Origin of the sequence: Streptomyces sp. NPDC056222 (genome assembly GCF_042264065.1) — a bacterium.
In the GTDB taxonomy this organism is placed as follows: Bacteria; Actinomycetota; Actinomycetes; order Streptomycetales; family Streptomycetaceae; genus Streptomyces.
In genome coordinates this window covers 23045-48485 of the sequence record NZ_JBHJTL010000033.1, presented here as the reverse complement: position 1 = coordinate 48485, position 25441 = coordinate 23045, and the positions used below count along the sequence as shown (strand labels likewise).

The 25441-nt window shown below is 70.8% G+C and carries 29 protein-coding genes; 13 read left to right on the top strand and 16 right to left on the bottom strand.

The window, feature by feature from the left end; all coding sequences use genetic code 11:
* Positions 1–60: 60 nt before the first annotated feature.
* A complete protein-coding gene (locus ACFC0D_RS17755; protein WP_376436338.1) occupies positions 61–1191 on the top strand; it encodes a sensor histidine kinase in 1131 nt (376 codons plus the stop codon).
* Complete coding sequence (locus tag ACFC0D_RS17750; RefSeq protein WP_376436335.1) at positions 1188–2009, top strand: response regulator; 822 nt, start codon at positions 1188–1190, stop codon at positions 2007–2009. Before ACFC0D_RS17755 ends, ACFC0D_RS17750 begins: the two co-directional genes overlap by 4 nt.
* A gap of 13 nt (positions 2010–2022) precedes the next feature.
* Here ACFC0D_RS17750 and ACFC0D_RS17745 read toward each other — a convergent pair whose 3' ends face one another.
* The 8 genes from ACFC0D_RS17745 to hemL form a co-directional block, all read right to left on the bottom strand.
* The gene (locus ACFC0D_RS17745; RefSeq protein ID WP_376436332.1) at positions 2023–2550 is read right to left on the bottom strand and encodes an SRPBCC domain-containing protein; all 528 of its coding nucleotides are present in this window, start codon (positions 2548–2550) and stop codon (positions 2023–2025) included.
* A gap of 55 nt (positions 2551–2605) precedes the next feature.
* Positions 2606–3691 (bottom strand): c-type cytochrome biogenesis protein CcsB, encoded by a 1086-nt coding sequence (gene ccsB / locus ACFC0D_RS17740; protein ID WP_376436329.1) that lies wholly within the window; start codon positions 3689–3691, stop codon positions 2606–2608.
* 11 nt (positions 3692–3702) lie between these two features.
* A complete protein-coding gene (locus ACFC0D_RS17735) occupies positions 3703–5373 on the bottom strand; it encodes a cytochrome c biogenesis protein ResB (protein WP_376436326.1) in 1671 nt (556 codons plus the stop codon).
* A gap of 8 nt (positions 5374–5381) precedes the next feature.
* Positions 5382–6119, bottom strand: a complete 738-nt coding sequence (locus tag ACFC0D_RS17730) for a cytochrome c biogenesis CcdA family protein (RefSeq protein WP_376436323.1) — start codon at positions 6117–6119, stop codon at positions 5382–5384.
* A gap of 4 nt (positions 6120–6123) precedes the next feature.
* Positions 6124–6729, bottom strand: a complete 606-nt coding sequence (locus ACFC0D_RS17725) for a TlpA family protein disulfide reductase (RefSeq protein ID WP_376436320.1) — start codon at positions 6727–6729, stop codon at positions 6124–6126.
* 95 nt (positions 6730–6824) lie between these two features.
* Positions 6825–8072 carry a hypothetical protein gene (locus ACFC0D_RS17720; RefSeq protein WP_376436317.1) on the bottom strand — a complete coding sequence of 416 codons (1248 nt, stop codon included), beginning with the start codon at positions 8070–8072 and terminating at the stop codon, positions 6825–6827.
* 509 nt (positions 8073–8581) lie between these two features.
* Positions 8582–9271: a histidine phosphatase family protein gene (locus tag ACFC0D_RS17715; RefSeq protein ID WP_376436422.1), complete on the bottom strand. Its 690-nt coding sequence runs from the start codon at positions 9269–9271 to the stop codon at positions 8582–8584.
* Positions 9272–9282: 11 nt separating this feature from the next.
* Positions 9283–10590, bottom strand: coding sequence for a glutamate-1-semialdehyde 2,1-aminomutase (hemL, locus tag ACFC0D_RS17710; protein WP_376436314.1), 1308 nt, complete (start codon positions 10588–10590; stop codon positions 9283–9285).
* A gap of 256 nt (positions 10591–10846) precedes the next feature.
* Here hemL and ACFC0D_RS17705 point away from each other — a divergent pair, with 256 nt between their 5' ends.
* Positions 10847–11431 (top strand): hypothetical protein, encoded by a 585-nt coding sequence (locus tag ACFC0D_RS17705; RefSeq protein ID WP_376436311.1) that lies wholly within the window; start codon positions 10847–10849, stop codon positions 11429–11431.
* Positions 11432–11442: 11 nt separating this feature from the next.
* On the opposite strand, the gene ACFC0D_RS17700 is transcribed toward ACFC0D_RS17705, so the two are convergent.
* Positions 11443–13410: an APC family permease gene (locus ACFC0D_RS17700; RefSeq protein ID WP_376436308.1), complete on the bottom strand. Its 1968-nt coding sequence runs from the start codon at positions 13408–13410 to the stop codon at positions 11443–11445.
* 95 nt (positions 13411–13505) lie between these two features.
* On the opposite strand from ACFC0D_RS17700, the gene ACFC0D_RS17695 reads away from it, so the two are divergent.
* On the top strand, positions 13506–13937 hold the full coding sequence (locus ACFC0D_RS17695; protein WP_376436419.1) for a MerR family transcriptional regulator: 432 nt from the start codon (positions 13506–13508) through the stop codon (positions 13935–13937).
* Here the strand turns inward: ACFC0D_RS17695 and ACFC0D_RS17690 are convergent.
* Positions 13928–14758 (bottom strand): ABC transporter substrate-binding protein, encoded by an 831-nt coding sequence (locus ACFC0D_RS17690; protein ID WP_376436305.1) that lies wholly within the window; start codon positions 14756–14758, stop codon positions 13928–13930. The two genes, ACFC0D_RS17695 and ACFC0D_RS17690, sit on opposite strands and share 10 nt — an antisense overlap.
* Before the next feature lie 255 nt (positions 14759–15013).
* On the opposite strand from ACFC0D_RS17690, the gene ACFC0D_RS17685 reads away from it, so the two are divergent.
* Positions 15014–15259 carry a hypothetical protein gene (locus ACFC0D_RS17685; RefSeq protein ID WP_376436303.1) on the top strand — a complete coding sequence of 82 codons (246 nt, stop codon included), beginning with the start codon at positions 15014–15016 and terminating at the stop codon, positions 15257–15259.
* A gap of 279 nt (positions 15260–15538) precedes the next feature.
* Here the strand turns inward: ACFC0D_RS17685 and ACFC0D_RS17680 are convergent, their stop codons facing one another.
* Positions 15539–16129 (bottom strand): TIGR03086 family metal-binding protein, encoded by a 591-nt coding sequence (locus ACFC0D_RS17680; RefSeq protein ID WP_376436300.1) that lies wholly within the window; start codon positions 16127–16129, stop codon positions 15539–15541.
* A 78-nt stretch (positions 16130–16207) separates the two neighbouring features.
* On the opposite strand from ACFC0D_RS17680, the gene ACFC0D_RS17675 reads away from it, so the two are divergent.
* Together ACFC0D_RS17675 and ACFC0D_RS17670 are read left to right on the top strand one after the other, a co-directional pair.
* The gene (locus ACFC0D_RS17675) at positions 16208–17050 is read left to right on the top strand and encodes a DUF6597 domain-containing transcriptional factor (RefSeq protein ID WP_376436297.1); all 843 of its coding nucleotides are present in this window, start codon (positions 16208–16210) and stop codon (positions 17048–17050) included.
* Between the two features lie 14 nt (positions 17051–17064).
* Positions 17065–17634, top strand: coding sequence for a GNAT family N-acetyltransferase (locus tag ACFC0D_RS17670; protein ID WP_376436294.1), 570 nt, complete (start codon positions 17065–17067; stop codon positions 17632–17634).
* Positions 17635–17686: 52 nt separating this feature from the next.
* Here the strand turns inward: ACFC0D_RS17670 and ACFC0D_RS17665 are convergent, their stop codons facing one another.
* Positions 17687–18136 carry a GNAT family N-acetyltransferase gene (locus ACFC0D_RS17665; RefSeq protein WP_376436291.1) on the bottom strand — a complete coding sequence of 150 codons (450 nt, stop codon included), beginning with the start codon at positions 18134–18136 and terminating at the stop codon, positions 17687–17689.
* Positions 18137–18295: 159 nt separating this feature from the next.
* Between ACFC0D_RS17665 and ACFC0D_RS17660 the strand changes: the two genes are divergently transcribed.
* Both ACFC0D_RS17660 and ACFC0D_RS17655 read left to right on the top strand, forming a co-directional pair.
* The gene (locus tag ACFC0D_RS17660; protein WP_376436288.1) at positions 18296–19147 is read left to right on the top strand and encodes an NAD(P)H-binding protein; all 852 of its coding nucleotides are present in this window, start codon (positions 18296–18298) and stop codon (positions 19145–19147) included.
* Between the two features lie 61 nt (positions 19148–19208).
* A complete protein-coding gene (locus tag ACFC0D_RS17655) occupies positions 19209–19946 on the top strand; it encodes a Mut7-C RNAse domain-containing protein (RefSeq protein ID WP_376436286.1) in 738 nt (245 codons plus the stop codon).
* 23 nt (positions 19947–19969) lie between these two features.
* Here the strand turns inward: ACFC0D_RS17655 and ACFC0D_RS17650 are convergent, their stop codons facing one another.
* The gene (locus tag ACFC0D_RS17650; RefSeq protein ID WP_376436283.1) at positions 19970–20455 is read right to left on the bottom strand and encodes a MarR family winged helix-turn-helix transcriptional regulator; all 486 of its coding nucleotides are present in this window, start codon (positions 20453–20455) and stop codon (positions 19970–19972) included.
* Positions 20456–20487: 32 nt separating this feature from the next.
* A complete protein-coding gene (locus ACFC0D_RS17645) occupies positions 20488–21048 on the bottom strand; it encodes a TetR family transcriptional regulator (protein ID WP_376436281.1) in 561 nt (186 codons plus the stop codon).
* Positions 21049–21172: 124 nt separating this feature from the next.
* Between ACFC0D_RS17645 and ACFC0D_RS17640 the strand changes: the two genes are divergently transcribed.
* On the top strand, positions 21173–22552 hold the full coding sequence (locus ACFC0D_RS17640; protein WP_376436278.1) for an FAD-dependent oxidoreductase: 1380 nt from the start codon (positions 21173–21175) through the stop codon (positions 22550–22552).
* A gap of 27 nt (positions 22553–22579) precedes the next feature.
* On the opposite strand, the gene ACFC0D_RS17635 is transcribed toward ACFC0D_RS17640, so the two are convergent.
* Both ACFC0D_RS17635 and ACFC0D_RS17630 read right to left on the bottom strand, forming a co-directional pair.
* Positions 22580–22780, bottom strand: a complete 201-nt coding sequence (locus tag ACFC0D_RS17635; protein ID WP_376436275.1) for a hypothetical protein — start codon at positions 22778–22780, stop codon at positions 22580–22582.
* Positions 22781–22816: 36 nt separating this feature from the next.
* Positions 22817–23050, bottom strand: coding sequence for a hypothetical protein (locus ACFC0D_RS17630; RefSeq protein WP_376436272.1), 234 nt, complete (start codon positions 23048–23050; stop codon positions 22817–22819).
* Positions 23051–23143: 93 nt separating this feature from the next.
* Between ACFC0D_RS17630 and ACFC0D_RS17625 the strand changes: the two genes are divergently transcribed.
* The 3 genes from ACFC0D_RS17625 (at position 23144) to ACFC0D_RS17615 (ending at position 25312) form a co-directional block, all read left to right on the top strand.
* Positions 23144–23479, top strand: coding sequence for a YnfA family protein (locus tag ACFC0D_RS17625; RefSeq protein ID WP_376436269.1), 336 nt, complete (start codon positions 23144–23146; stop codon positions 23477–23479).
* 66 nt (positions 23480–23545) lie between these two features.
* A complete protein-coding gene (locus ACFC0D_RS17620; RefSeq protein WP_376436266.1) occupies positions 23546–24310 on the top strand; it encodes an SDR family NAD(P)-dependent oxidoreductase in 765 nt (254 codons plus the stop codon).
* Between the two features lie 150 nt (positions 24311–24460).
* Positions 24461–25312, top strand: a complete 852-nt coding sequence (locus ACFC0D_RS17615; RefSeq protein ID WP_376436263.1) for a hypothetical protein — start codon at positions 24461–24463, stop codon at positions 25310–25312.
* Positions 25313–25441 lie beyond the last annotated feature (129 nt).

Here is a 25441-nt window from a genome sequence, read left to right as displayed (position 1 = left end):
CGGTACCCGTCTTTTCAGGGGGGTTTGGTGGGGTCAGGGCTGCAACGGGCGCAGCGATTCATGCTTCTTGCCACCGGTCTGTACCGGGCCAGTCATCTGACAGCCGGCATCACCGCCCTCGTACACGCACCCACCGCCGGGGTCGCCGTCCGGGCGCTCCTCGGCGTGGCGCTGGGCACCAGCCTGCTGCTGTACGGGGCGGGGTACGCGCAGGGCGGGTTCGGCCCGCGTCTCGTGTGGGCCGATGTGCTGCTGACGGGCTGCCTGCTGCCGCACGCGGTGCTGTGGGCGAGCGGCGGACATGTGCCGGGCACGGGGTTCTGGGCACTGCTGCTCGGCGGGTCGGCCGCCGCCGCGGCGGCGGCCGGGCTGACGGCGCGGCAGGCCGGTTGCGCGGTGGTGCTGATCCTCGCCGCCCATGTGGCCGCCCAGCTGCAGACGGACGCGGCACGGCCGCTCACCGGGCACCTCGTGTCGGTGCTCTCCTCCGCCGTGATGGCCCGCGTCTTCTGGTGGTACCTGCACCGCCAGGGCACCCTGCTCGACGAGGCGCGCGAGCAGGCGGTACGGGCCGAGGCCGAGCGGGCCCGGCAGGCCGAACGGATGGCCCACCACCGGGCCCTGCACGACACGGTCCTGGCCACGCTGACCACGATCGCCTCCGGCCGGGTGGACGCCAACGCGCCGGGGGTGCGGGAGCGGTGCGCCCGGGAGGCGGCCTATCTCCGACGGCTGGTCCAGCGGTCGGAGCAGGCGGAGGCGGGAGACGAGAGGGAGGGTGCCGAGGTGCCGGCGGGCGAAGCCCTGGAGGACGTGGTGGCGGCCGCGGAGTGTCTCGGCCTCACGGTCACCGCCCAGTACCACGAACTGCCCCCGCTCCCGGGCCCCGTGGCGGCCGCGCTGACCGCCGCGGTGACGGAGGCGCTGAACAACGTACGGCGCCATGCCGGGACATCGGCCGCGTACGTCACCGCGACCGGGCGGGGCGGTGGCGTCACGGTCACCGTCGTGGACCGCGGCCGGGGCTTCGACACCGAGGCGGTCCTGGTGGGCGGTCGAGGGACGGGAACGGGCACCGGGACCGGGCTGCGGCGGTCGATGCACGCGCGGATGCGGGAGATCGGCGGCGCCGCCGAGGTGGACAGCGCCCCGAGCGAGGGCACCCGGGTCGAGCTGCGGTGGCCGGCATGAGGGACGACGCGCCGGCCACGACGGCCGGCCCGAGCGCGGCGCGCACGTCGGACGACCCGAGCGCGGCGGGCACGACGGACAACCCGAGCACGGCCGGCCCGTCGGACGACCCGAGCGCGGCCGGCTCTCGCGGGATCGAGGGCGCGACGGGCGGGCCGCGCGGCTCGGTTGTGGCGGGTCGGCCCGTGACCGGCGTGGCGGCGGTCGACGACGACCGGATGCTCCTCGACGGGCTCCGCTCCTGGTTGGAGCCGGTGCCGCACCTGCGGATGCTCGGCTGCGCGGCCACCGTGGACGAGCTGCTCGCCGGCCCCGGCCGCCACGCGGACGTGGTCCTGCTCGACCTGGTGCTCCAGGACGGCTCCGTGGCCGAGGAGAACGTCCGGAAGCTGCGGGCGGCGGGACCGCGGGTCCTCGTCATCAGCACGGTCGCCGACCGGTCCCGTATCGTCGCCGCGTTCTCCGCCGGGGCGGACGGCTATCTGACCAAGGACCACGCCCTGGACTCCCTGGTGACGGCGATCGGGGAGGTCGCATCGGAAGGCCGTGCGCACTCCGCCGAGCTGGCCTTCGCGCTGGCGCACGACACACGGCCCGAGCGGCCGCGACTGGCCCCACGGGAGCTGCAGGTGCTGCTCGACTACGCCTCCGGGCTGACGCTCAAGGCGACGGCCCGCCGAGCCCGGATCAGCCCCAACACCGCCAAGTACTACCTCGATCAGGTCAAGGAGAAGTACCAGCGCGCGGGCCGCCCCGCCCACACCAAGATCGACCTGGCGGTACGGGTCCGCGAGGACGGCCTCGACGCCCTGCCGTGACCCGCGGGGGCGCTCACGGCTCCCACTTCGGCCACGGCGCCTCGTCCCGCTGGTACAGGTCCCGGAGGTGCTGCCAGCGCTCGGCGGTCCACTCCCGCCAGTCCGTCGGGCGACCGTCCAACGCCGCCGCCAGCCGCTCGAAGTGGTCGTGCCACCCCGCCAGGACGTCCAGCTTCTCCTCCTGCGTCCCACGCATCTCGTTGGTGAAACGCAGCACGGTCGACCCGCCGCGCTCGGCCGGTTCCAGATGGAACCGGATCCGACCGTGCGGCGGATCGACCGTGTACTCGGCCACGAGCTCCGGGTCCCAGGCCGTCACCCGCCCCGAGACCACCGTGTCTCCGTTCAGCCAGCGCAGCGTCACCGCTCCGCCGAGCCTCGGCTCCAGCGGATCCGCCGCGCAGAGCCACTGCGGCAGACCCTCGGGAGTCGCGACGGCCGCCCAGACCCGCACCGCCTGGTGCGGGAGATCCACCACGAACCGCAGCAGATGAGCGTCGCCGTCATGGGTCTCGTACCTGCCCCGAGGTATCTCGCTCATACCTCCAGCGTCGCGCCGGGACCGGGGAAGCGCTAGCTCACCCGCCCGCGCCCGCTCACACGCCCGCGTAGGAGTGCTTGCTGCTCACGAAGATGTTGACGCCGTAGTAGTTGAAGAGGAAGCAACCGAAGGCGATGAGCGCGATGTACGCGGCCTTGCGGCCCTTCCAGCCGGCCGTCGCGCGCGCGTGCAGATACGCCGCGTAGCCGACCCACGTGATGAAGGACCAGACCTCCTTGGCGTCCCAGCCCCAGTAGCGGCCCCACGCGTCGCCGGCCCAGATCGCGCCGGCGATGATCGTGAAGGTCCACAGCGGGAAGATCGCCGCGTTGACCCGGTACGAGAATTTGTCGAGCGAGGCCGCCGAGGGCAGCCGCTCCATGACGGAGCGGGCGAAGGCGCCCGGGTTCCCGCCGGTCGCGAGCTTGTTCTCGTACGAGTCGCGGAAGAGGTACAGCAGGGTGGCGGTGGCGCCCAGGTAGAAGACCGCGCCGCAGAAGATCGCGGTGGAGACGTGGATCCACAGCCAGTACGAGTCGAGCGCGGGGACCAGCTGGTCACTGGGGGTCTTCAGCCAGGTGGTGGCCATGCCCAGGTCGAGCAGGACCGTGGTGACCAGCGGCAGGCCGAGCCAGCGCACGTTCTTCTTGGCGACGAGGAAGCCGAGGTACGCGCCGACCGCCACCGTGGAGAAGGTGGTGGAGAACTCGTACATGTTGCCCCAGGGGGCCCGCTGCACGGAGAGCGCCCGGGTGACCACGCCCGACGCCTCGATGAGGAAGGCGAGCACGGTCAGTGAGACGGCGATACGGCCGTACAGATCGCCCTTGACCGTGCCGCCGGCCGCGCCGGGGCCGTCGGGCACGTCGCGGACTCCGGCGCCGGACCGGGTGACGACCTTGGGCTTGTCGAGGACGGCGGTGCCCCCGGCCGTCTTGACCTGGACGGTGACGGCGGGGGCGGAGGCCTCCCCGGCCGGCCGGGTCAGCGCGGCGGCCGTACGGCCGACCTTGCTCCGGCTTCCGAGCACCCACTCGGCGATGTGCGCGAAGAAGGCCAAGGTGTAGACGGCCATCGACGAGTAGATGAGCATGTCGCTCATCCGCGCCAGGCTCTCGTTGGTCTCGGCTGCGAGACTCACGGCGGCGAGATTCACTTCTCAGCCCCTTCGGCTTCTGCTGTGGCAGGTTCGGGCGCGGTCGGCGCCTGTGCGTTGAGCGTGACCGCGAGTTCGGCCAGCTCCTCCGGGAGCTTGGCGGACTCGCTCCGGCCAAGACCCGCCATCTCGACGACGGTGACGCCGTCCTTCCCCCGAACGGCCCGGACCCAGACCCGGCGCCGCTGGATGAACAGCGATCCGGTCAGGCCGGCGATCGCGGCGATCGCACCCGTGAGGGCGAGACCGTTGCCGGGCTGCTGGGAGACCTGGAAGCTCGCCCACTCCTTGATGTCCTTCTCGAAGGTGATCGAGCCGGCACCGTCGGGCAGCTTCATCGTCTCGCCGGGCAGCAGCCGGTTGGCCGTGCCCGTGCCGCCCTCGACCTCGAACTGGGTCATCTTGGACTTGTCGAGCTGGTACACGTTCTGCGGCAGCCCGGAGTTCACGCGCAGATCGCCGTGGAAGCCGGTGAGCGCCATGACGGGGAAGTCGAGCGCAGGGAACTGCGAGAACATGTCGCCCTTGCCGGCGCCCGCGAAGGTCGGCACGAAGAAGGCCTGGAAGCCCAGCTGTTCCTTCTTGCCGTTCTTGTCGCGGTAGCCGTCCATCACCTTGATCGCGCCGGTGGAGGTGATGTTGTTGTCGAACGGCAGCAGCGGTACGGCTCCGTGGAAGACGACCTTGCCCCGGCCGTCCTTGACGGTGAACACGGGGGCGTACCCGTGGGAGATCAGGTACACCTTGGAGCCGCCGACCTCCAGCGGCTCGTTGACGCGGATGACCGCCTTCTTCTCGGTGCCACCCGCCTCGGAGTACGTGACGGCGGCCTCGAAGGTGCGCGGGGTGCCGCGCTGCGGGCCGCTCTTCTCGTACGTACCGGTGAAGCTGTCCAGCTGGAAGCCGAACGGCGCGAGGTCCTCGGTGCTGTAGAGCGAGCCGGACCGGAAGTCGTCGTACTGGGGAAGGATGTTGGAGAAGCCGTCGCCCTCGACGATCAGCTTGCCGCCCTCGGACTTGAAGAGCTGCCCCCAGGCGAAGGCGACCAGCATCACGATCAGGGCGATGTGGAAGGCCAGGTTTCCGGCCTCGCGCAGATAGCCCTTCTCCGCGGCGACGGCGTCCTTGACGGTGTGCGCGCGGAACCGGCGGCCCTTGAGCAGGGCGAGCGCGGCCTCCCGGACCTGCTCGGGCTCGGCCTCGGTGCGCCAGGTCGTGTACGCGGGCAGCCGGGTGAGGCGGCCGGGGGCACCGGGCGGCAGGCTGCGGAGCTGGCCGACGAACTGCCAGCTGCGCGGCACGATGCAGCCGATGAGGGAGACGAACAGCAGGATGTAGATCGCGGAGAACCACACCGAGCTGTAGACGTCGAAGAGCTGGAGCTTCTCGTAGATCGGCGTGAGCGTCTCGTGGGCTTCCTTGAAGGTCTGCACCTTCAGCTCGTCCGCGCTGGTCTGCGGGATGAGCGAGCCGGGGATCGCGCCGAGGGAGAGCAGGAAGAGCAGGATCAGCGCGACCCGCATCGAGGTCAGCTGCCGCCAGAACCAGCGGATCCAGCCGACGACCCCGAGGGCGGGACCGCCGACGACGGTCTCCTCCTTGGGAGCGGTCGACAGCTGGGCCCCGGCTTCGCCGAGATCGTGTGTTTCGGTTTCGGTCTTGCTCATCGGAACTCTCAGATCCCCACCGTGAAGCCGCTGGACCAGCCCTGCATCGTGGAGACCATGCTGTCCCACGCTCCTGTCAGCAGCAGCAGACCGGTCACGATCATCATGCCGCCGCCGATTCTCATCACCCACACATAGTGCTTCTTGACCCAGCCGAAGGTTCCCAGCGCCTTGCGGAAGGCGACCGCGGCGAGGATGAAGGGGGCGCCCAGGCCGACGCAGTACGCCACAGTCAACAGTGCGCCGCGCCCGGCGCTGGCCTCCTGCGCGGCGAGTGCATTGACGGAGGCGAGCGTCGGGCCGATGCACGGGGTCCAGCCGATGCCGAAGAGCGCGCCGAGCAGCGGAGCGCCGACGAGTCCGGTGACGGGCTTCCGGTGGAAGCGAAACTCCCGCTGGGTGAACCAGGGCATGAGGCCGAGGAAGAAGACGCCGAGCGCGATCATCAGCACACCGAGCACGGTGGTGAGTGTGTCGCGGTACTCCTGGAGCGTCGAGCCGAAGTAGCCGAAGAGGGCGCCGCCGGAGACGAAGACGGCGGAGAAGCCGAGGACGAAGAGGGAGGCGCCGGCGGCCATCCGGCCGCGCTTGGCCTCGGCCAGGTCGGTGCCGGTGACGCCGGTCACGTAACTCAGGTAGCCGGGGACGAGCGGCAGGACGCACGGGGAGAAGAAGGAGACCAGGCCGCCGAGGACGGCGATGGGCAGGGCGAGGAGGAGTGCCCCGCTGAAGACCGTCTCGTTCACCGGATCACTTCTCCGCGAGAAGCGGCTCGATCATCGAGCGGAGCTTCTTCTCGTCGAGGGCCATGAGGGAGCGGGCGGCGATCTTCCCGTCCTTGTCGAGGACGACGGTGGAGGGAATGGCCTGCGGGTTGAGCGTGCCCTTGGGGAAGCCGTTGAGGATCAGCTTGCCGTGCGGGTCGTAGAGGCTCGGGTACGGGACCTCGTAGTCCTCTTCGAAGGCGAGCGCGGGCTGCTTGTTGAAGTCGCGGGTGTTGATCCCGACGAACTCCGCGCCCTTGGCCTTGAGGTCGTTCGCGACCTTGGTGAAGTTCGGGGCCTCGGCGCGGCAGGGCGGGCACCAGGAGCCCCAGACGTTCAACACGACGACCTTGCCCTTGAGGTCGGCGAGGTCGAGCTTCTCGCCCCCCAGCGTCTCGCCCGCGATCTTGTTGGGCGCCGTGCGCTCGCCCTTGGCGACGGTGGAGACACCCCCCGTGTTGGTCACGAAGTTGGTTCCGCCACCGCCGCCGGACTTGCCGTTGTTGTCCGATGTGCAGGCCGACAGCACGAGGGCGGCCGACAGCGTTCCGACGGCGAGCAGGGTGCGACGCGAGGCGCGGCTAAGGCTCATGTGAAAAGTTTCGCATGGGCGTTTGGGGGATCTTGGGCACCCCCCTGGGTGCCCGTAAAGCCCCTTGTCAAGGGGGCTTAAGGGACGTACGAGGCCTAAGCGGCCTTCAGGAAGGCGTTCCAGCCGCCCGCGGGCGACTGTCCGACCTCGAGAGTACGGAGCTTGGCGAGGATCTTGGGGTCCTGCACGTCCAGCCAGTCCACGAACTGCCGGAACGAGACCAGCCGGACGTCCTTCTTGCCGGCCATGCCCTTGAGCGCGTCCTCGACGGCGTCCATGTAGATGCCGCCGTTCCACTGCTCGAAGTGGTTGCCGATGAAGAAGGGCGCGCGGTTGGATCCGTAGGCGCGCCGGAAGCCCTCGAGGTACGCCTCGGTGGCCTGCTTGCGCCAGCCCGGGTAGCGCGAGGGCATCCCCTTGGTCGTGTTCTTCGACTGGTTGGCGAGGATGTTGTAGTCCATCGAGAGGACCTCGAAGGAGTGTCCGGGGAAGGGCACGGCCTGCAGCGGGAGGTCCCAGATCCCCTGGCGCCTGTCCGGCCACATCTGGCGGCCGCCGGGGGAGCTGGCGTCGTAGCGCCAGCCGAGCCGCTTCGCGGTGGGAAGCAGGTTGTCCTGGCCGAGGAGACACGGGGTGCGGCCGCCGACGAGCTCCTTGCGGTAGTCGAAGGGCAGCGGGTCGAGGTCGGTCCAGCCGCTGTTGGTCTTCCACTCGGTGACGAACTTCGTCGCCTGGTCGATCTCGCTCTGCCACTGGGCCGGGGTCCAGTTGCCGACGGAGCCCGAGCCGGCGCAGAAGTGGCCGTTGAAGTGGGTGCCTATCTCGTGTCCGTCGAGCCAGGCCTGGCGGACGTTCTTGAGGGTGTCCTTGATGTGGTCGTCGGTGAGGTAGCCGATGTCGGAGGCGCCGACGCGGTTGTTCGGCGGGCGGTAGAGGTCCTGCTTCGACTCCGGAAGAAGGTAGATCCCGGAGAGGAAGAAGGTCATCGCGGCGTCGTGACTCCTGGCGAGTTCGAGGAAGCGCGGGAAGAGGCCGTTGCCGACCTCGCCGGCACCGTCCCAGGAGAAGATCACGAACTGCGGCGGGGCCTGGCCGGGTTCGAGCGGCACGGGGGCGTCGGACTGGTTCGGCTGCTTTCCGGTGTCGGCGGTGGAACCGTCACCGATGAGCTTGGCCTCCTTCTCGGTGGGTGCGGGCGCACTCGGGGATCCCGAGGCGTCACCACCCTTGCCGGGTATCGAATCACCCGATTTGCCGTTGTTGGTACTGCACCCGGCCACCCCCAGCGCCGCCGCCGCCCCAACGCCCGCCCCCAGTAGTCCCCTTCGACTGATCCCTCGCATGACGTCCCCATTCGCACTCACGTCTGACCGAATGGTCATCCAAACCGACAATGAGTGAGATGCAGGGAGGAACAAGGAGGTTCCGGGAATTAGCACAAAAATTTCAGGGCGACCAGATGACTTCACGTCATCCGATCGCCCTGATGGGTGTACCCGGCGGGCCGCGCCTCGAACGTACGGGCGCAGAACCTCCACACGCCGAACCCCGGTACGCCGAGGCCCGCGTACCGCTACGCGGGGGCATCTCGGCGCGCCAAGGGCCGCGGCGGAACCCGCCCGCTCCGACTTGGCCACGCGCCCAGGGGCGCGGGGAACCGCGCGACCAGCCCCGACCGGTCCGCGGCTTACCTACCAACTCTCCCCGCGGAGCGCTACGCGGGGAATCTCGGCGCGCCAAGGGCCGTGGCGGAACCCGCCTGCTCCGACTTGGCCACGCGCCCAGGGGCGCGGGGAACTGCGCGACCAGCCCCCACCGGCCCGCGGCTTACCTACCACTCCCCCGCGGAGCGCTACGCGCCGAAGGCCTTCGCCCCACCCTTGACCGGCTTCGCGCCCGCGAGCAGATGCGCCGGTACGAGATCGCGGGCCGGTTCGCTGTAGCCGACCGAGACGATCTTGTCTCCCTGGTACGTGAACGAGGTCAGCGAGGCCAGCGTGCACTGGCGCCGCCGCGGGTCGTGCCACAGCTTCCGCTTCTCGACGAAGCTGCGCACGATCCAGATCGGCAGCTGGTGGCTGACGCAGACCGCCTCATGACCACGGGCCGCGTCCTTCGCCGCGTCCAGCGCCCCCATCATCCGTACGACCTGCTCGACGTACGGCTCGCCCCAGGACGGCTTGAACGGGTTGGTGAGGTGCTTCCAGTTGCCCGGCTTCCGCAGGGCCCCGTCGCCGACACCGAAGGTCTTGCCCTCGAAGACGTTGGCGGCCTCGATCAACCGCTCGTCCGTGGCCAGGTCCAGACCGTGCCCCTTGGCGACCGGCTGCGCCGTCTCCTGGGCACGCTCCAGCGGGGACGACACGACGTACGTGATGTCCCGGGCGGCCAGATGCTCGGCGACCCGGTCGGCCATCTGCCGGCCGAGCTCGGACAGGTGGTAGCCCGAGCGGCGGCCGTAGAGCACACCGTCGGGGTTCTCGACCTCGCCGTGGCGCACCAGGTGGACGACGGTGATGTCGTCGCCGCCGGGGCGGCTCATGCCGGTGGCGCTCATGCGGTGGCCTCCGCGGCGGCGCGGGCGGCGGCCGGCAGCGCGGCGGCGATCCGCTCGATCGCACGCTCGTCGTGGGCCGTGGAGACGAACCAGGACTCGAAGGCGGACGGCGGCAGGTAGACCCCGTCGGCCAGCATCGAGTGGAAGAAGGCGTTGAAGCGGAACGCCTCCTGCTTCTTCGCGTCGTCGTAGTTCCGGACCTCGTCGGCCGTGAAGAAGACCGAGAACATGTTGGAGGCGGTCTGCAGCCGGTGCGCGACGCCCTCCTTCGTGAGCGCGCCGGTCACCAGCCCCTGGATCTCCTTCGAGACCGCGTCGATCGTGTCGTAGGCGGCGGCGTCCAGCAGGCGCAGCTGTGCGAGGCCGGCGGCGGTCGCGATCGGGTTACCGGAGAGCGTGCCGGCCTGGTAGACCGGGCCCGCCGGGGCGAGGTGCCCCATGACGTCGGCGCGGCCGCCGAAGGCCGCGGCCGGGAAGCCGCCGCCCATGACCTTGCCGAAGGTCATCAGGTCCGGCTTCACCCCGTCGACGCCGTACCAGCCGGCGCGGGAGGTACGGAAGCCGGTCATGACCTCGTCGGAGATGTACAGCGCGCCGTTCGCGGAGCAGAGTTCCTTCAGGCCGGCGTTGAAGCCGGCCAGCGGCGGGACGACGCCCATGTTGCCCGGCGAGGCCTCCGTGATCACACAGGCGATCTCGCCCGGGTGCGCGGCGAACGCGGCCCGGACCGCCTCCAGGTCGTTGTACGGCAGGACGATCGTGTCGCCGGCCTGGGCGCCGGTCACTCCGGGCGTGTCGGGCAGACCGAAAGTGGCCACGCCGGAACCCGCCGCGGCCAGCAGAGCGTCCACGTGCCCGTGGTAGCAGCCGGCGAACTTCACGACCTTCGCCCGGCCGGTGAAGCCTCGGGCGAGCCGGATCGCCGACATCGTGGCTTCCGTACCGGAAGAAACCAGCCGAACCTGCTCGACGGGCTCGATCCGGGAGACGATCTCCTCGGCGAGGGCGACCTCGCCCTCGCCGGGGGTGCCGAAGGAGGTGCCGCGGGCGACGGCGGCCTGCACCGCGGCGATCACGTCAGGGTGGGAATGGCCGAGGATCATCGGCCCCCACGAGCAGACGAGGTCGACGTACTCACGACCGTCCGCATCGGTGAGGTACGGGCCGGTACCGGACACCATGAACCGGGGCGTTCCGCCCACGGCCCGGAAGGCGCGCACCGGTGAGTTCACGCCGCCGGGCGTCACGAGGGACGCGCGGTCGAAAAGCGTCTGTGAGACTGGGGCTTCGTATGAATACGGCACTGTGGTCCTGACCTGCGAGTAAGTCTGCGAGTACGGAGAGACGGCGTGGGCACCCTGTGAATTACGCCAAGGCGTGGGTCCTCCGCGTCTGCGAAACTGGGGCGTCATAGGGATGGCTCACGGAATCCATGGTGTCAGAGGGCCGGACGTTCTTGCGGACAGGTGTTTCACCGCGAGAGCGTGGGGGAGGTCACTGTCACGATGATCGGGTTGCGCGGCGGGGGTCGTGTTGCCTAAAAAGCAGTCGGGTGGAGATATGCATCGCGGTGGCGGACTGGGTGAGGGGACGGACGATCTGGGTCCCGAGCCTGCCCGGCGGGGGCGGCACCGGCGACGGCGTACGGAAGATCCCATACAGTCCTCGGAAATCACGGGACCCACGACGGGGGGCGGGAGTGGCCGGTTGGGGGTGACGTACAAGTACTTCGGCGCACCCGATGGCGCCACGGCGGCCCGCGTCCCGATCTCGATGCGCCCGGAGGAGCTGGGCGGCGACGAGCTCGGCATGGGCGGCATGTTCACCAAGATCAAGCCCGAGACCATAGCCGCGATGGTCCTCACGGGCATCCAAGGGATGCCCCTGCACAAGGTGCCCCCGCTGGAGCTGGTGGTCCTCCACCCCGACTACGCCGTGGTGAAGCTGCCCATGACCGTGGTCGACCCGCTGCGCGGAATCGGCGAGGAATCGGTCGGCGCGGCGGCCTTCATCTGGTCCACGGTCCCGGACCGCGGCGGCCCGCGCGACGCGTTCAACGTCTACCAGCTGCTCCACGAGTGGCAGGACTTCTCGGTCCGCCTCCACGAGGCGGGGCACCAGCCGTACTGCCTGGTCTGGCCGTAGCGCCCCGGGGCTCAGCTTCCCTGGTCCCGTGCGTCCGCGGCGGCCTTCGCGCGCTCGGCCGCGAGTTCGCGGGCCGAGGCGAGCCGGTACGGGACGTCGATGACCACGACGTTCTTCATGAACAGCAGCCGGGTCTTGAGCCGTAGCGCGCTCTGGTTGTGCAGCGGCTGCTCCCACCAGTGACCCACCACGTACTCGGGGATGACGACCGACACGACCGAGTCCCCCGTCCGCTCGGGCGCCTCCCGGATGTGCCGCAGGACCGGCTGCACGATCGAGCGGTACGGGGAGCTGAGCACCCGGAGCGGCACGTCGATGCCATGGGCCTCCCAGGTCGCCCTGAGCACCTCCACCTCCGCCGGGTCCTCGGCGACCGTGACCGCGGTCAGTGAGGCGGGCCGCAGGGTCTTCGCGTACGACAGAGCCCGCAGGCTCGGCGCGTTCACCGAGGCCACCAGGACCATGACGTGGTTCTCCGCGAGGGTCCGCGGATGGGCGCCGGGCTCGACGGCGACCTCGGCGGCCACGGTCTCGTAGTGCCGGCGGACGCCCTTCATCCCGGCGAAGAGCACCGGCATCGCGATCACGACGATCCAGGCGCCGTGCGTGAACTTGGTGATCAGCACGATGACGAGGACGACCGCCGTCAGGCAGGCGCCGAAGGCGTTGATCGCCAGGCGGGGCATGATCCGGCGCCGGTCGGCGGCGCCCGCCGGCGTGGCGAGTTCTCGCCGCCAGTGCTTGACCATGCCGGCCTGGGACAGAGTGAAGGAGACGAAGACGCCGATGATGTAGAGCTGGATGAGGCGGGTGAGGCTGGCATCGAAGGCGACGATCAGGGCGATGGCGGCCAGCGCGAGCAGGACGATGCCGTTGGAGTAGACGAGCCGGTCGCCGCGGTGGAAGAGCTGGCGGGGCGCGTAGCGGTCGCGCCCGAGGACGGAGGCGAGCATCGGGAAGCCGTTGAAGGCCGTGTTGGCCGCCATGATCAGGACCGCGGCGGTGACGGCCTGGAGCAGATAGAAGAGGAAGTGCCAGCTGCCGAAGGTGGCGCGGCCGATCTGGGCGAGCGCGGTGGGCATCGCGGTGCCGGGGGCGAGGCCGAGCTCGGTGGGGTCCTCGGCGACATGCACCTCGTAGACCATGGCGAGGGTGGTGATCCCGAAGAACATGGTCACCGCCACCGCGCCCATGATCGCGAGGGTCGTGGCGGCGTTGCGGCTCTTGGGCTTCTCGAAGGCCGGCACGCCGTTGCTGATGGCCTCGACACCCGTCAGCGCCGTACATCCCGAGGCGAAGGCGCGCATGGCGAGCAGTACGAGCGCGAGGCCGGTGTAGCTGGAGACCTCGTGGATCGGCAGGTCGGCCGATTCGGCGCGGATCGTCGCCCCGGTCGCCATCCGGACCGCCGCCACGGCGAACATCAGGTAGATCGTGGCGATGAAGGCGTACGTCGGAATGGCGAAGTACCGCCCCGACTCGCGGACACCGCGCAGATTGAGCCAGGCCAGGACCGCCACGAAGGTCACCGACATGGCCACCGCGTGTCCGTCGAGCGCGGGCATGGCGGAGGTGATCGCCGCGACGCCGGAGACGACCGAGACGGCGACGGTCATCACGTAGTCGATGAGCAGCGCGCTCGCGGCGGTGAGCGCGGCGGTCTGCCCGAGGTTCTCGGCGGAGACGACATAGGCCCCGCCGCCGCCCGGGTAGGCGTAGCAGGTCTGCCGGTAGGAGGCGACGACGACCACCAGCAGGATGACGATCGCCACCGCCGCGTACCAGGCCAGATGCAGCACGGCGAGCCCGCCGAGGGCGAGGATCAGCAGGATCTCCTCCGTGGCGTACGCGACGGACGAGAGCGGGTCGCTGCAGAAGATCGGCAGGGCGAGCCGCTTGGGCAGAAGAGTCTCGCCGAGCCTGCCGCTGTCCAAAGGTCGCCCCACCAGCAGGCGTTTCGCCGCACTTCCAGCTCTCATAAGTGCTGAAGTTAGGACAAACACAATGAACGGGGCGGGAGCCGCGCCCGTTGGTGCCAGCACAAGGAAGGACGGACGACGTGAGAAGACTGCGCCTGGCCGGCGAACCCATGCAGATCGGCGAGGTCGCCGCACGGACGGAGCTGTCCCTGCGGTCCATCCGCCAGTACGAGGACACCGGTCTGGTCGTCCCCTCCGCATCCTCCCCGGGCGGATTCCCCCTCTACACCGAAGCCGATGTGGACCGGCTGATGGTGATCGGCCGGATGAAGCCACTCGGCTTCACCCTCGACGAGACCCGAGAGCTGCTCACGGCGATGGACCGCCTCGCCGCGGACCACCCCGGCACGGACGGGGAACTCCCGCCCGACGAGCGGTCCGCCCTGGCCGCACGCGTACGGCGCTACGAGCGGGCCGCCAGCGAGCGGGTCGCCGAACTGCGTGCCGAGCTGGCCCGCGCCGAGGAGTTCGCCGGCTCCCTGCGGGCCCGCCTGGTCGGCCGCGCCGAAATCCCCGTCTACTCCTGAAGCAAGGCGGCCAGCTCCGCGAAGAAGCGGGCGTACGCCGCCGGGCTCGGCGGAGTCTCCGGATTCCACGGCGCCACCCGCGCGTGCGCCACGGGCGGGAACGCGTCGGGCCCGACGGCGTTGGCACGGCTGTCGTAGAGCACCAGGCCCGGGTTCAGCCGGGCCGCGTGCTCCCAGTCGGCGGTGAGCCAGTTCGCGCCCGCGCCGGGACCGGGATCGAGCAGACGGACGCCGAGCTCCTGGAGCCGGGCCAGCTCGGGCCAGGCATGGGGCCGGGCCAGATGGACCTGATCGGGCCCGGCACCGGAGAGAGCGAGGACGGTGACGTCCGAACGCGCGGCGACGGAGCGAAGGACGGCCTCGGGATCCTGGTGCGCGGCGGGGACCGCCGAGCCCCCGAGCGCCGCCCCCAGCTCGCCGAAGCGACCGATGATCGCCGACAGTGTGAGCTCGTTGCCGACGGAGAGCACCATCAGCGGCACGCCGAGCCGCTCGGCGACGGCCTCGTCCAGCGCGTACGCGCTCTTCCCGTCGTAGGTGACGTCCACGATCAGATCGGGGCGCAGCCCTCGCACGGCCTCCTCGTCCAGGGTCCGCCCCGGCCCCAGATAAGGGACACCGGCCGCCGCCAGCTCCCCCGCCTTGACCGGATCGAGCGCCCCGCCGTCGTGCCCGGAGCCGTACACCGCCACGGGCGTCACGCCCAGATCCCGCAGCGCCGCCCCGGCCCGCACATAGGCCACGACCCGCTCGGGCGGCTGTACGGCGGTCAGCTCGGTCCCCCTGTCGTCGGTGAACCCCCACACCCCTGCGTCCGACATGCGGCTGCTCCCTCCCCGGCCGGAATGCTCCCTGTCCCGGCCACCTTGAAGCGCTTCCCCGACCCGCACAAGAGGGCCTCGCGCCCCTCCGGACCGGGCGGGACTTCGGTCCCGGACCCCCCTGCCGAAAGTCCCCCACGGTGGTGTTAACTGAACAGGTCGGGAGGAACCAGTAGCAATCGTCAGCGCCGTGCGCAGGCGCCGTCCCCCGCAGGACATGCCTCCCGTACCGGCCCTCGCGCCCTGGAGTCAGCCATGTCGTCCTTGCCCGGCCAGTTCTCGGACCCCCGTGTGATCACCCTCTTCGGGCTGCTCGCCGTCTCCGCCGCCGTGTGGGTGGCGCTGGGGCTGCGCTCCCGTGCCCGCCGCGCGCAGGCGGACGTGCCGCTGGAGCGGGTCTGGCACCCCCAGGAGACCGTGCCGCTCACCCCGGCCGAGGAGCACGCCTTCGGCCAGGTCGTCTCACGCCTCTCGGTGGGTTCCGCGGGCCGCCTGCGGTAGGCGGCCGGATCCGACCAACGGCGGGGCGGGCGGATTCGGTGCGCCCGGGGGCGGTGTCAGCGGGCGCCGCCCCCGGGCGGGCGGCGTCACCGGGCGCCGGACGTCGGGGGAGCCGACACGCGTCAAAGGGGGCGTCACCAGCTCCCTCACGTCGGGTCGATCCGGCCCGGGTCCGGCCCGGGTCCGGCCCGGGTCCCGTCCAGGTCCTGCCCTGGTCCCGTCCAGGTCCTGCCCTGGCCCCGTCCAGGTCCTGCGGACCAGGCGGCCTCACGGCCAGGGTCAGTGCACCGCGGCCGCCCAGTCGCGCGGGTTCCGTCCGGTCGCCGCGAGAAGACGCTCGAACGCGGAGGCACCCTCCGACGGCGCCACCTCCTCGCCGAAGACATTCATCGTCCGGGCCGTCGGGGCCATCTGCTCCACCAACTCCGCCAGGTTCTCCACGACGTCCGGGTCCGGCTCGAAGGACCGGCCGGTGGCCTGGGCGAGGTCCCAGATGTGCACGGTCAGGTCGAGGAGCGCCATCGATCCGACGGTGCGGGCCGGCAGCCCCATCCCCGCCGAGACACCCTCCTCCGCACCCGGCGCCGCCCACGCCGCGACGAGCTTCGCCGTCTCGGCATCGAACCGGGTGCGCCAATCGGCGTCGGCCAGATAGTCGGGGTTCGAGGCGAAGTCGGCGGGCTGCTTGGCGGCCAGGGCCTGGAAGTTCACGACGACGTGGAAGAGGTGGTTGAGCAGCGCGCGCACGTCGTACTCGGAGCACGGCGTGGGCGCGGCGAAGCTGTCGTCGGCGATACCGCGCACCACGGGGGCGGCCTGGGCGGCAGCGGTACCGAGCAGCTCACTGATGGGTTGCGTACGGTTCGTCATGAATCGACGCTAGGTCATCCTGCCCAGGGCGTCTTGAAGAAACACGCCAACGGCAGGTCGGCGCATACGCTGGGTGGCATGGCTCCCTCCGGTCCGCGCCGCGACACCCGGGGAATCGTCGACCCCGACGAACTCCTCGCCCGCGTCCGCTTCCGCCGCCACGACCCGGCGCCGGAACTGCGCCCGTATCTGGAGCACTACTGGTTCATCGACTGGGCGCTCTCCGAGCCGTACGCCAGTCATGTCGTCCCGCACCCGTCCGTGAACATCGTCTTCCAGCGGTACGAGGGCGACGGCCAGGAGGTCGTCTTCGGGGAGGTCGCCGGGATCGGGCTCGAACTGTTCACGAAGAAGCTCACGGGCGTCGGCCGGGTCTGCGGGGTGCAGTTCCGGCCGGGCGGCTTCCGGCCGTTCGCCCCCGCGTGGCCGGTCTCGGAGTGGACGGGCCGCCGCGTCCCGCTCGACGAGGTGTTCGCGGACGCCGACGAGGCCTCCGTGGAGACCGTGCTCGCCCCGGAGGCCGACCACGCGCGCGTGGCGGCGCTCGACGCCTTCTTGATGGCCCGTGGCCCCGCGCCCGATCCTCAGGCGGCGCAGGCCATGGCGCTGGTGGACCTGGTCCGTACGGACCGTACGATCCGGCGGGTCTCCGAACTGGCCCGCGCGGAGGGCCTGTCGAGCCGCTCGCTGCAGCGGCTCTTCTCCAACTGCGTCGGCGTCGGCCCGAAATGGGTCATCCTGCGCTACCGCATCCACGAGGCTCTGGAGCGCGCCGAGGCCGCGGGCGCCGAGGAGCCCCCGGACTGGGCAGGCCTCGCCGCCGAGCTCGGCTACAGCGATCAGGCCCATCTCGTACGGGACTTCACGGCGACGGTCGGAGTGCCGCCGACCGCGTACGCCCGCCAGGTGTCCGAACCCTGACCTACAGTGCGCGCATGGATGCCGACACCACACCCACCTCGCCATCTTCACCCTCCTCGCCCGCCTCGACCGCCTCGCCCGTGCGTCTGGAGCCTTGGTCGGTGGACGACTTCGGGCTGCTGCGCGCCATGAACGCACCCGAGTTGATGGAGCACCTCGGCGGCCCCGAGACCGAGGAGGCGCTGGTCAAGCGGCATCGACGCTATGTGGATCTGAGTGCTTCGGGTACGAGCGCGGGCCGGATGTTCCGGATCGTGCTGCTCCCCGAGGAGGTCGTGGTCGGCAGCATCGGCTTCTGGGAGCAGACCGTGGACGAGAGGCCGGTCTACGAAACGGGCTGGACAGTGCTTCCCGGGTTCCAGGGGCGGGGCGTCGCGACCGCGGCCACGCGCGCCGTCGCAGAGCTGGCGCGCGCCGCGCGCTCGCACCGCTTCCTGCACGCCTTCCCCTCGACGGACAACGGCCCGTCGAACGCGGTGTGCCGCAAGGCCGGCTTCGAGCTGCTCGGGGCGCGCGACTTCGAGTACCCGCCCGGCCATCCGCTGCGCTGCAACGACTGGCGCCTCGACCTGGAGACCCTCTAGCGCTCGACCGGCCCGCTGTCGGCCCTCCGCCGGCCCCGCCCTCAGCGCTTCCTCACTTCTCCGCGCCGTCCGTGGGCAGCGACTTGGTGAAGTGGAAGGCCACGATGTCGAGGCGCTCACGCAGGTAGAAGCGGTGGGCTCCGGTGCGGTGGGTGCCGGAGTCCAGGTTGAGCTCGCGGCAGCCGGTGGCGCGCGCGTGCTCCTCCAGGTGAGCAAGGAGCGCGTGACCGACGCCGGTGGAGCGCGCGGTGGCGGCGGTGACCAGGTCGTCGACGTAGAGCTTGCGGACCGAGCTGGTGTTGTCGATGATCCGCCAGCCGGCGGCGCCCACGCAGGTGTCGTCGTCGCCATAGGCCGCGCTGAAGCGCAGGCCCTGCGGCCGGCCGTTGCGGTGGATCTCGTGGAAGAGCTCGGGCGTGAGGTGCGGGCGCAGCTCGCGCAGGACGGGGAGCATGTCGGCTTCCAGGCGCGGGTCACCCGGCTCGAGGTCGATGATCTTCATGGCGGGACGGTATCCCAGGCCTCGGCGCCCCTGGCCGGGCCTCGGGGTTTTATCAGGGTTGACGAACGGGGCACGGTCACGAATAGTTATCTGCGTGACACAGATTATTCTTTGCGCAGCCAACTGCGTGAGGATCGCCTCGCCGAAGGGACCCCTGCCATGACCGTCCTCGTCACCGGAAGCCGCGGCCGCGTGGGCTCCGCCCTCCTCGAACTGCTCCACGGCGCCGGAATCAAGGCCAGAGCCGCGTCCAAGAACCCCGCGGACCTCTCCCCACCCGACGGCATCGACACCGTCCGCTGCGATCTCTCCGATCCGGCGGACTTCGAGGCCGCTCTCGACGGCGTCGACTCCGTCTTCCTGTACGCGGAGCCGTCGCATGTCGACGCCTTCGTCTCGCGAGCCCGCGTGGCCGGCGTCCAGCACATCACCCTGCTCTCCTCCAGCTCCGTCCTCGCCCCCGACGCCGCCGAGAACGCGATCGCCGCCTCCCACCTGACCGTCGAACGGGCCCTCGCGGCCGCGGCGGCCGACGGCACCTTCGAAGCGACCCATCTCCAGCCGGGCGCCTTCGCGACGAACGCCCTGCAGTGGTCCTGGGCGATCAGGTCCGCACGCGCGGTGGAGCTTCCGTACCCCGGGTCGCACAGTGATCCGATCCACGAGAAGGACATCGCCGAGGCCGCGTTCGCCGTCCTGACCGAGCCCGCGCTGCGCGGCTCCTCGTATCTGCTGACCGGCCCCGAGTCGCTCGACTTCACCGAGCAACTGGCGATACTCGCCGAGGCGACGGGCCGGCCGACGACCACCGCCGCCATCACTCCCGAGCAGTGGAAGCAGTCGGTCACCGCCCACATACCGGAGACCTTCGCCGACGCCCTGCTCTCCTACTGGGCCTCGCACGACGGCCGACCGGTCACGACGACCCGGACGGTCGAGGAGCTCACCGGACACCCGGCCCGCACCTTCGCCGAATGGGCCACCGACCACGCGGACGCCTTCCGCCCGTAGGAACGGGAACCGCGGCCGAATTCCCTGGCCGCCCGGCCGTTCACGGTGACATCCTGTCCCCGTGAACGGACCGGAGATCCAGATCAGCTTCGCCCCCGACCTGCGGCTCTTCGTCTCGGCGGATCGCCGCCCGGGACGCACCGCCGTCGCGACGGACGGCGCCTCGACGCTCGGCCATGTCGTGGAGTCGCTGGGCGTTCCGCTGACCGAGGTCGGACGGCTGTCGGTGGACGGACGCGCCGTGGAGGTCTCCCACATCCCCGCGGCGGGCGAGACGGTCGAGGTCGAGGGCGTGGAGCGCCCCCAGCAGGTCTCCGGGGCTCCGCTCCGGTTCCTCCTCGACGTGCACCTGGGCACGCTGGCGCGGCGGTTGCGACTGCTCGGGGTGGACGCGGCGTACGAGAGCGAGGACATCGGCGATCCCGCGCTGGCCGCGCTCTCCGCGAAGGAGCAGCGCGTGATGCTCTCCCGGGATCGCGGGCTGCTGCGCCGCCGGGAGCTGTGGGCCGGCGCCTATGTGTACAGCGACCGGCCCGACGACCAACTCCGTGACGTGCTGGAGCGGTTCGCGCCCCCCTTGGCGCCCTGGACCCGCTGCACCGCCTGCAACGGGCAGCTCACGGACGCCGACAAGGACTCGGTGCGTGAGCGGCTGGAGCACGGCACGGAGAAGACGTACGACGTCTTCGCGCGGTGCACGGAGTGCGAGCGGGTGTACTGGCGGGGCGCCCACCACGCCCGCCTGGAGGCGATCGTCACCGACGCGCTGCGCGAGTTCGGCGGCGCGACGACGCGCTGAGCCGGGCTGGCCGGCCCGCCGGGTCAGCCGATCTCGCCCTTGCGCAGCCGCTCGACCTGCTCCGCGCTGAGCTCGACGGTCCGTCGCATATGGGCGATGAGCAGGGCGACCTCGGCGTCGCTGTAGGCGTCGAACATCGTGCCCCAGGCCCCGTTGAGCCGCCGCCAGAACGCGCCCAGTTCGGCCATCCGCTCCGGCACGGCGGTGACGAGTACGCGCCGCCTGTCCTCGGCGTCGCGCTCGCGCGTGACGTAGCCGGCCCGCTCCAGCCGGTCGACGAGCCGGGTCGCGGATCCGGTGGTCAGCCCGGTCAGCTCGGCGATCCGGCCGGTGGTGACGGGGCCGGACTCCAGGGAGAGCAGGTTGAGGCACTGCACGTCCGTCGGGTGGAGCTTCAGACGGTCGGCGACGGCCTGGTTGAACAGCGCGTACGCGGCCATGTAATGGCGGGCCTCGCCGTACAGCTCGGCCATCAGGCCGTCCCGCTGGGCGGAGCTCTTCTGCGTCATGCAGAGATTGTACGAAGCGGCATCCCGCGGCCCTACGGCTCCGGGGCCGTCAGATAGCGCTGAACGGTCGGCCCCAGCCAGGCGACGATCTCGTCCGTGGACATCTCGACCGCGGGCGGCAGCCGCAGCACATAGCGGGTGAGTGCCATACCGAGGATCTGCGAGGCGACCAGCGCGGCACGGCGCGGCGCCTCGGCGGGGTCGGGACAGACGCCGCGGGTGATCGGACCGAGCTGCCCGGCGAAGATCGCCTGCATGCGCTCCATACCGGCGGGGTTGGTGACACCGACGCGCAGGAGCGCGGTCAGGACGTCGTCGCGCTCCCAGCGGTCGAGGAAGTGCCTGACGAGGGCCGCGCCGATGTGCCGGGACGGCAGCACGGCGAGCTCGGGAAGCTCCAGCTCGAAGTCGGACGCCGCGGCGAACAGCCCCTCCTTGCTGCCGTAGTAGCGCATCACCATCGACGGATCGATTCCGGCGTCGCGGGCGATGGCGCGGATGGTGGCGCGCTCGTAGCCGTCGGCGGCGAAGCGTTCGCGGGCGGCTTCGAGGATCGCGGCGCGGGTGGCGTCGGAGCGGCGGGCGGTCGTCATGCCAACAACTGTAGGCCAACGGGTGTTGACAGTCCATCGAGGGCAGATCTACCGTTGCCAACAAGCGTTGACCAACGGGCGTTGGCCAGCGATCGTGGGCACCACCTTCGGTCAGGAGTGAGCCATGAACCACCTGGACGCGGACGTCGTCGTCGTGGGCGCGGGCCCCACCGGAATGCTGCTCGCCGGCGATCTCGCCGCCGCGGGCCTGCGGGTCACCGTCGTCGAGCGCCGCCCGCACGGCATCAGCAACATGACCCGGGCCTTCGGAGTGCACGCCCGCACTCTGGAGCAGCTCGACGCCCGCGGCCTCGCCGACGAACTGATCGCAACCGGCACCCCCATCACCGAGCTGCGGCTCTTCCGCCGCCTCACCCTCGACCTGACCCGGCTCCGCTCCCGCTTCCCGTACCTCCTCATCACTCCCCAGTACGAGGTCGAGCGACTCCTCGAACGGCGCGCGCTGTCCACAGGTGTGGATTTCCGGTACGGAACGGAACTGCGCGAACTGAGCCAGGACGCCGACCGGGTCACCGCCGAACTCAACGGCCCCGACGGCACACCCCTCACCCTCCGGGCGCGCTACCTCGTCGGCACCGACGGCGTGCGCAGCGCCGTACGGACAGCCCTCGGCCTGCCCTTCCCCGGCGCCTCGGTGATCCGCTCCATCGTCCTCGCCGACGTTCGCCTCACCGAGAAGCCCGAAGGACTGCTCACGGTCAACGGCGTCGGGGACGCCTTCGCCTTCATCGCCCCCTTCGGCGACGGCTGGTACCGCGTCATGGGCTGGGACCGCACCCGCCAAGTCCCCGACAGCGAGCCCGTCGACCTCGAAGAGGTCCGCACCATCGCCCGCCGCGCACTCGGCAGCGACTACGGAATGCACGACGCCCGCTGGATCTCCCGCTTCCACAGCGACGAACGCCAGGCCCCGTCCTACCGCGTCGGCCGCGTCTTCCTCGCCGGAGACGCCGCCCACGTCCACTCCCCCGCTGGCGGCCAGGGCATGAACACCGGCCTCCAGGACGCCGCCAACCTCTCCTGGAAGCTCGCCGCCGTCCTGCGCGGCGAATCCCCCGACCCCGAGGCCCTGCTCGACAGCTACCAGTCCGAGCGCCACCCCGTCGGTGCCATGGTGCTCCGCAGCAGCGGCGCCATCGTCCGGCTCGCCATGGCCCGCGGCCCGCTCCAGCGCACCGCGCGCGCACTCGCCGCACGGATCCTCGACACCGTCCCCGCCGCCTCCGCCAAGGCCCTCGGCATGATCAGCGGCCTCGGCATCTCCTACGGCCGAACCACCCGGCGCGTCCCCGACCTGAAGCTGCGCGAGGGCAGGCTCTACGAACTGCTGCGCAAGGGCGAGTTCGTACTCATCGCCCCCGAGGGCACCACCCCCGCCCTGCCGACATCCCCCACCACCCCCGCCCGGCTCGTCAGGGCCACCTGGACCGACCCCACCCGCCGCTCGACGCTCCTGGTCCGCCCCGACGGCTACACCTTCTGACCGCGCGACCGGAAGCGGCCGAAGCGGTCAGAAGACGTACGGGTCACCGGTGGCCAGGACCAGCACACGATGCCGGTCGTTCCGCGGATTGCCGTCGGTGGCCCCGTCACGCCACAGGGTGCCGATGTCCACCGTCATCTCGTCCGGAGAGCCCGCCATCCGCAGATCGAGAGCCAGCGCGTCGGGCGCCCCTGCCGCCCGCAGCGCACCCGTCCGACAGAGCACCACCCGGTCGCTCCCCCACAGACAGGCCGGGGGCAGCTCCTACCCGCCCGCCGGCGGCTCGGAGAAGGACAGCCGCACGGTCGCCCGGGACACGTCCGACGGCCCATGGTTCTCACTCACCAACCAGACACCGACCCGGCCCTCCCGGAGGGAGACATGACCGTGGTGGGCCAGATCGGCCTCAGGGCCCACGGCCCGGGCACTCTCGCCCGCACCGAGCACCACCGCGGCCGCCAACGCCGCCCCGAGCAGGGCCTTGCGCATCACACTCATGCCCCGAAGATACTGATAACCACCCATATGCTCTGACTATCCGTCAACCCGCGTGTCCCCTGGACCCCCGACGCCCCATGGCACCCTGACCCCATGGTGATCGCCCGCTCCGCCGCCCTCTTCGCCGTCGCCGCACTCTTCGAGATCGGCGGAGCCTGGCTCGTCTGGCAGGGAGTCCGCGAGCACCGCGGCTGGATCTGGATCGGCACCGGAGTCCTCGCCCTCGGCATCTACGGCTTCGTCGCCACCCTCCAGCCCGACGCCGAATTCGGCCGGATCCTGGCCGCCTACGGCGGAGTGTTCGTCGCCGGATCCCTCGCCTGGGGCATGGTCGCCGACGGCTACCGCCCCGACCGCTGGGACGTCGTCGGCGCCCTGATCTGCCTCGCCGGCATGGCCGTGATCATGTACGCCCCGCGCGCCCGCTGACCTCCACCCGCCACCTATCCTGACCACGCGATCGACACAATCGACCACACGCGCGAGGAGCACGTCATGACTGCCGCCGGTACCCCCATCGCCGTCGTCACCGGAGCGAGCAGCGGTATCGGCGCCGCGACGGCCAGGCAGCTCGCCGCCGCCGGATACCGCGTGGTCCTCACCGCCCGCCGCAAGGACCGCATCGAGGCACTGGCCGCCGAAATCGTCGAGGCCGGCCACCAGGCGACCGCGTACGCCCTCGACGTCACCGACCGCGAGGCCGTCCAGACCTTCGCAACCGCCTTCCGCACGATCGCCGTCCTCGTCAACAACGCGGGCGGCGCCCTCGGCGCGGACCCCGTCGCCACCGGCGACCCGGACGACTGGCGTCAGATGTACGAGGTCAACGTCATCGGCACCCTCAACATCACCCAGGCCCTGCTCCCCGCCCTCACCGCCAGCGGCGACGGCACGGTCGTCGTCCTCTCCTCCACCGCCGGCCACGCCACCTACGAGGGCGGCGCCGGCTACGTCGCCGCCAAGAACGGCGCCCGCGTCCTCGCCGAAACCCTCCGCCTGGAGATCGTCGGCACCCCGGTCCGCGTCATCGAGATCGCCCCCGGCATGGTGAAGACGGACGAGTTCGCCACCACCCGCTTCCGCGGCGACACCGACAAGGCCGCCAAGGTCTACGCGGGCGTGGTCGAACCCCTCACCGCCGACGACGTCGCCGACACCATCACCTGGGCCTGCACGCGCCCCCCGCACGTCAACATCGACCTCCTGGTCGTCCGCCCCCGCGCCCAGGCCTCCAACACCAAGGTCCACCGCGAGCTGTAACGAGGGCCGATCACACGTCCGAGTGAACCGATCAGATCACCCGGACGGCAACCGAAAACACGACCTAGGGTCAAGCTCAAACAAAACGACGCCCGGCCAGGATTGCCGTCCCGGCTGGGCGTCTGACCACCAAGGAAGAAAGGCTTCCTCGTGGCTGAACACGACCCTAACGCGCCTGCGCTCTTCGACGTCAGCGCCCTCGCCGCCGAATCCCCGACGTCCTTCATGGACCTCGAAGACCCCCGCTACGCCTACATGTTCGGCTTCCTCCAGGCCGACGGGCACCTCGCGCAGGGGGCGGGGCAGAAGGGCAAACTGACCGTAGAGATCAATGCGCGCGACATCGCCATCCTCCGCGACTTCCAGCAACTCACGCCGTACTACACGAGCATCACCGAGCGCACTCGCTCGACGAACTTCGCGGAGACCCACCACTCCGCCACATGGACCCTGTGCGCCTTGGACGCCCGGACCACACTCAACCAGCTCGGGCTCCCATACGGCCGCAAGTCAAGAAGGATCACCCCTCCCCGGGTACCGTTCTCCCGCCCGGACTACCTCCGAGGCGTCATCGACGCCGACGGCGCCGTCGGCTTCACTGCCGACGGACTCCCCTTCGTCAGTCTCACCACCGCCAGCACAGCCATCGCTGTCTACCTCTGTCACTACACAAAGCGTGCCCTCGGCATCCAAAAGTTGCCCGGCCGCAACAAGCGCGACGGCATCTACAACGTTATGTACATGCGGGAAGCCGGAGTCGCCCTCGCTCAGCACCTCTACACCCCCGAGGCCCTCGCCCTCGGGCGGAAGAAGGCGGCGGCCGCCGAAGTCGCCCGCTGGGTACGCCCCGCCGACATGGCTCCAGCACGCACACAACGCTCGTGGACCGGACTCGAAGACAGCATCCTCCTCGACACGGAAACCGACGAAGGCGCCGCGGTCGCGCTCAACCGCACCGTCAAGTCATGCAAGATCCGACGCTGGCGGCTGAGGAAGCGCTGACCACACAGATTCGGAGGTGGCCGACGCGGGGGGGGGGGGGCCCCGCGGCGGTAGGGGTGAGGCCCTGACACAGACGCCCGGGGTGAGCGTGGGGGGCACCCCGGCCCGGTGCCCCGGGGGGGCCCGCAG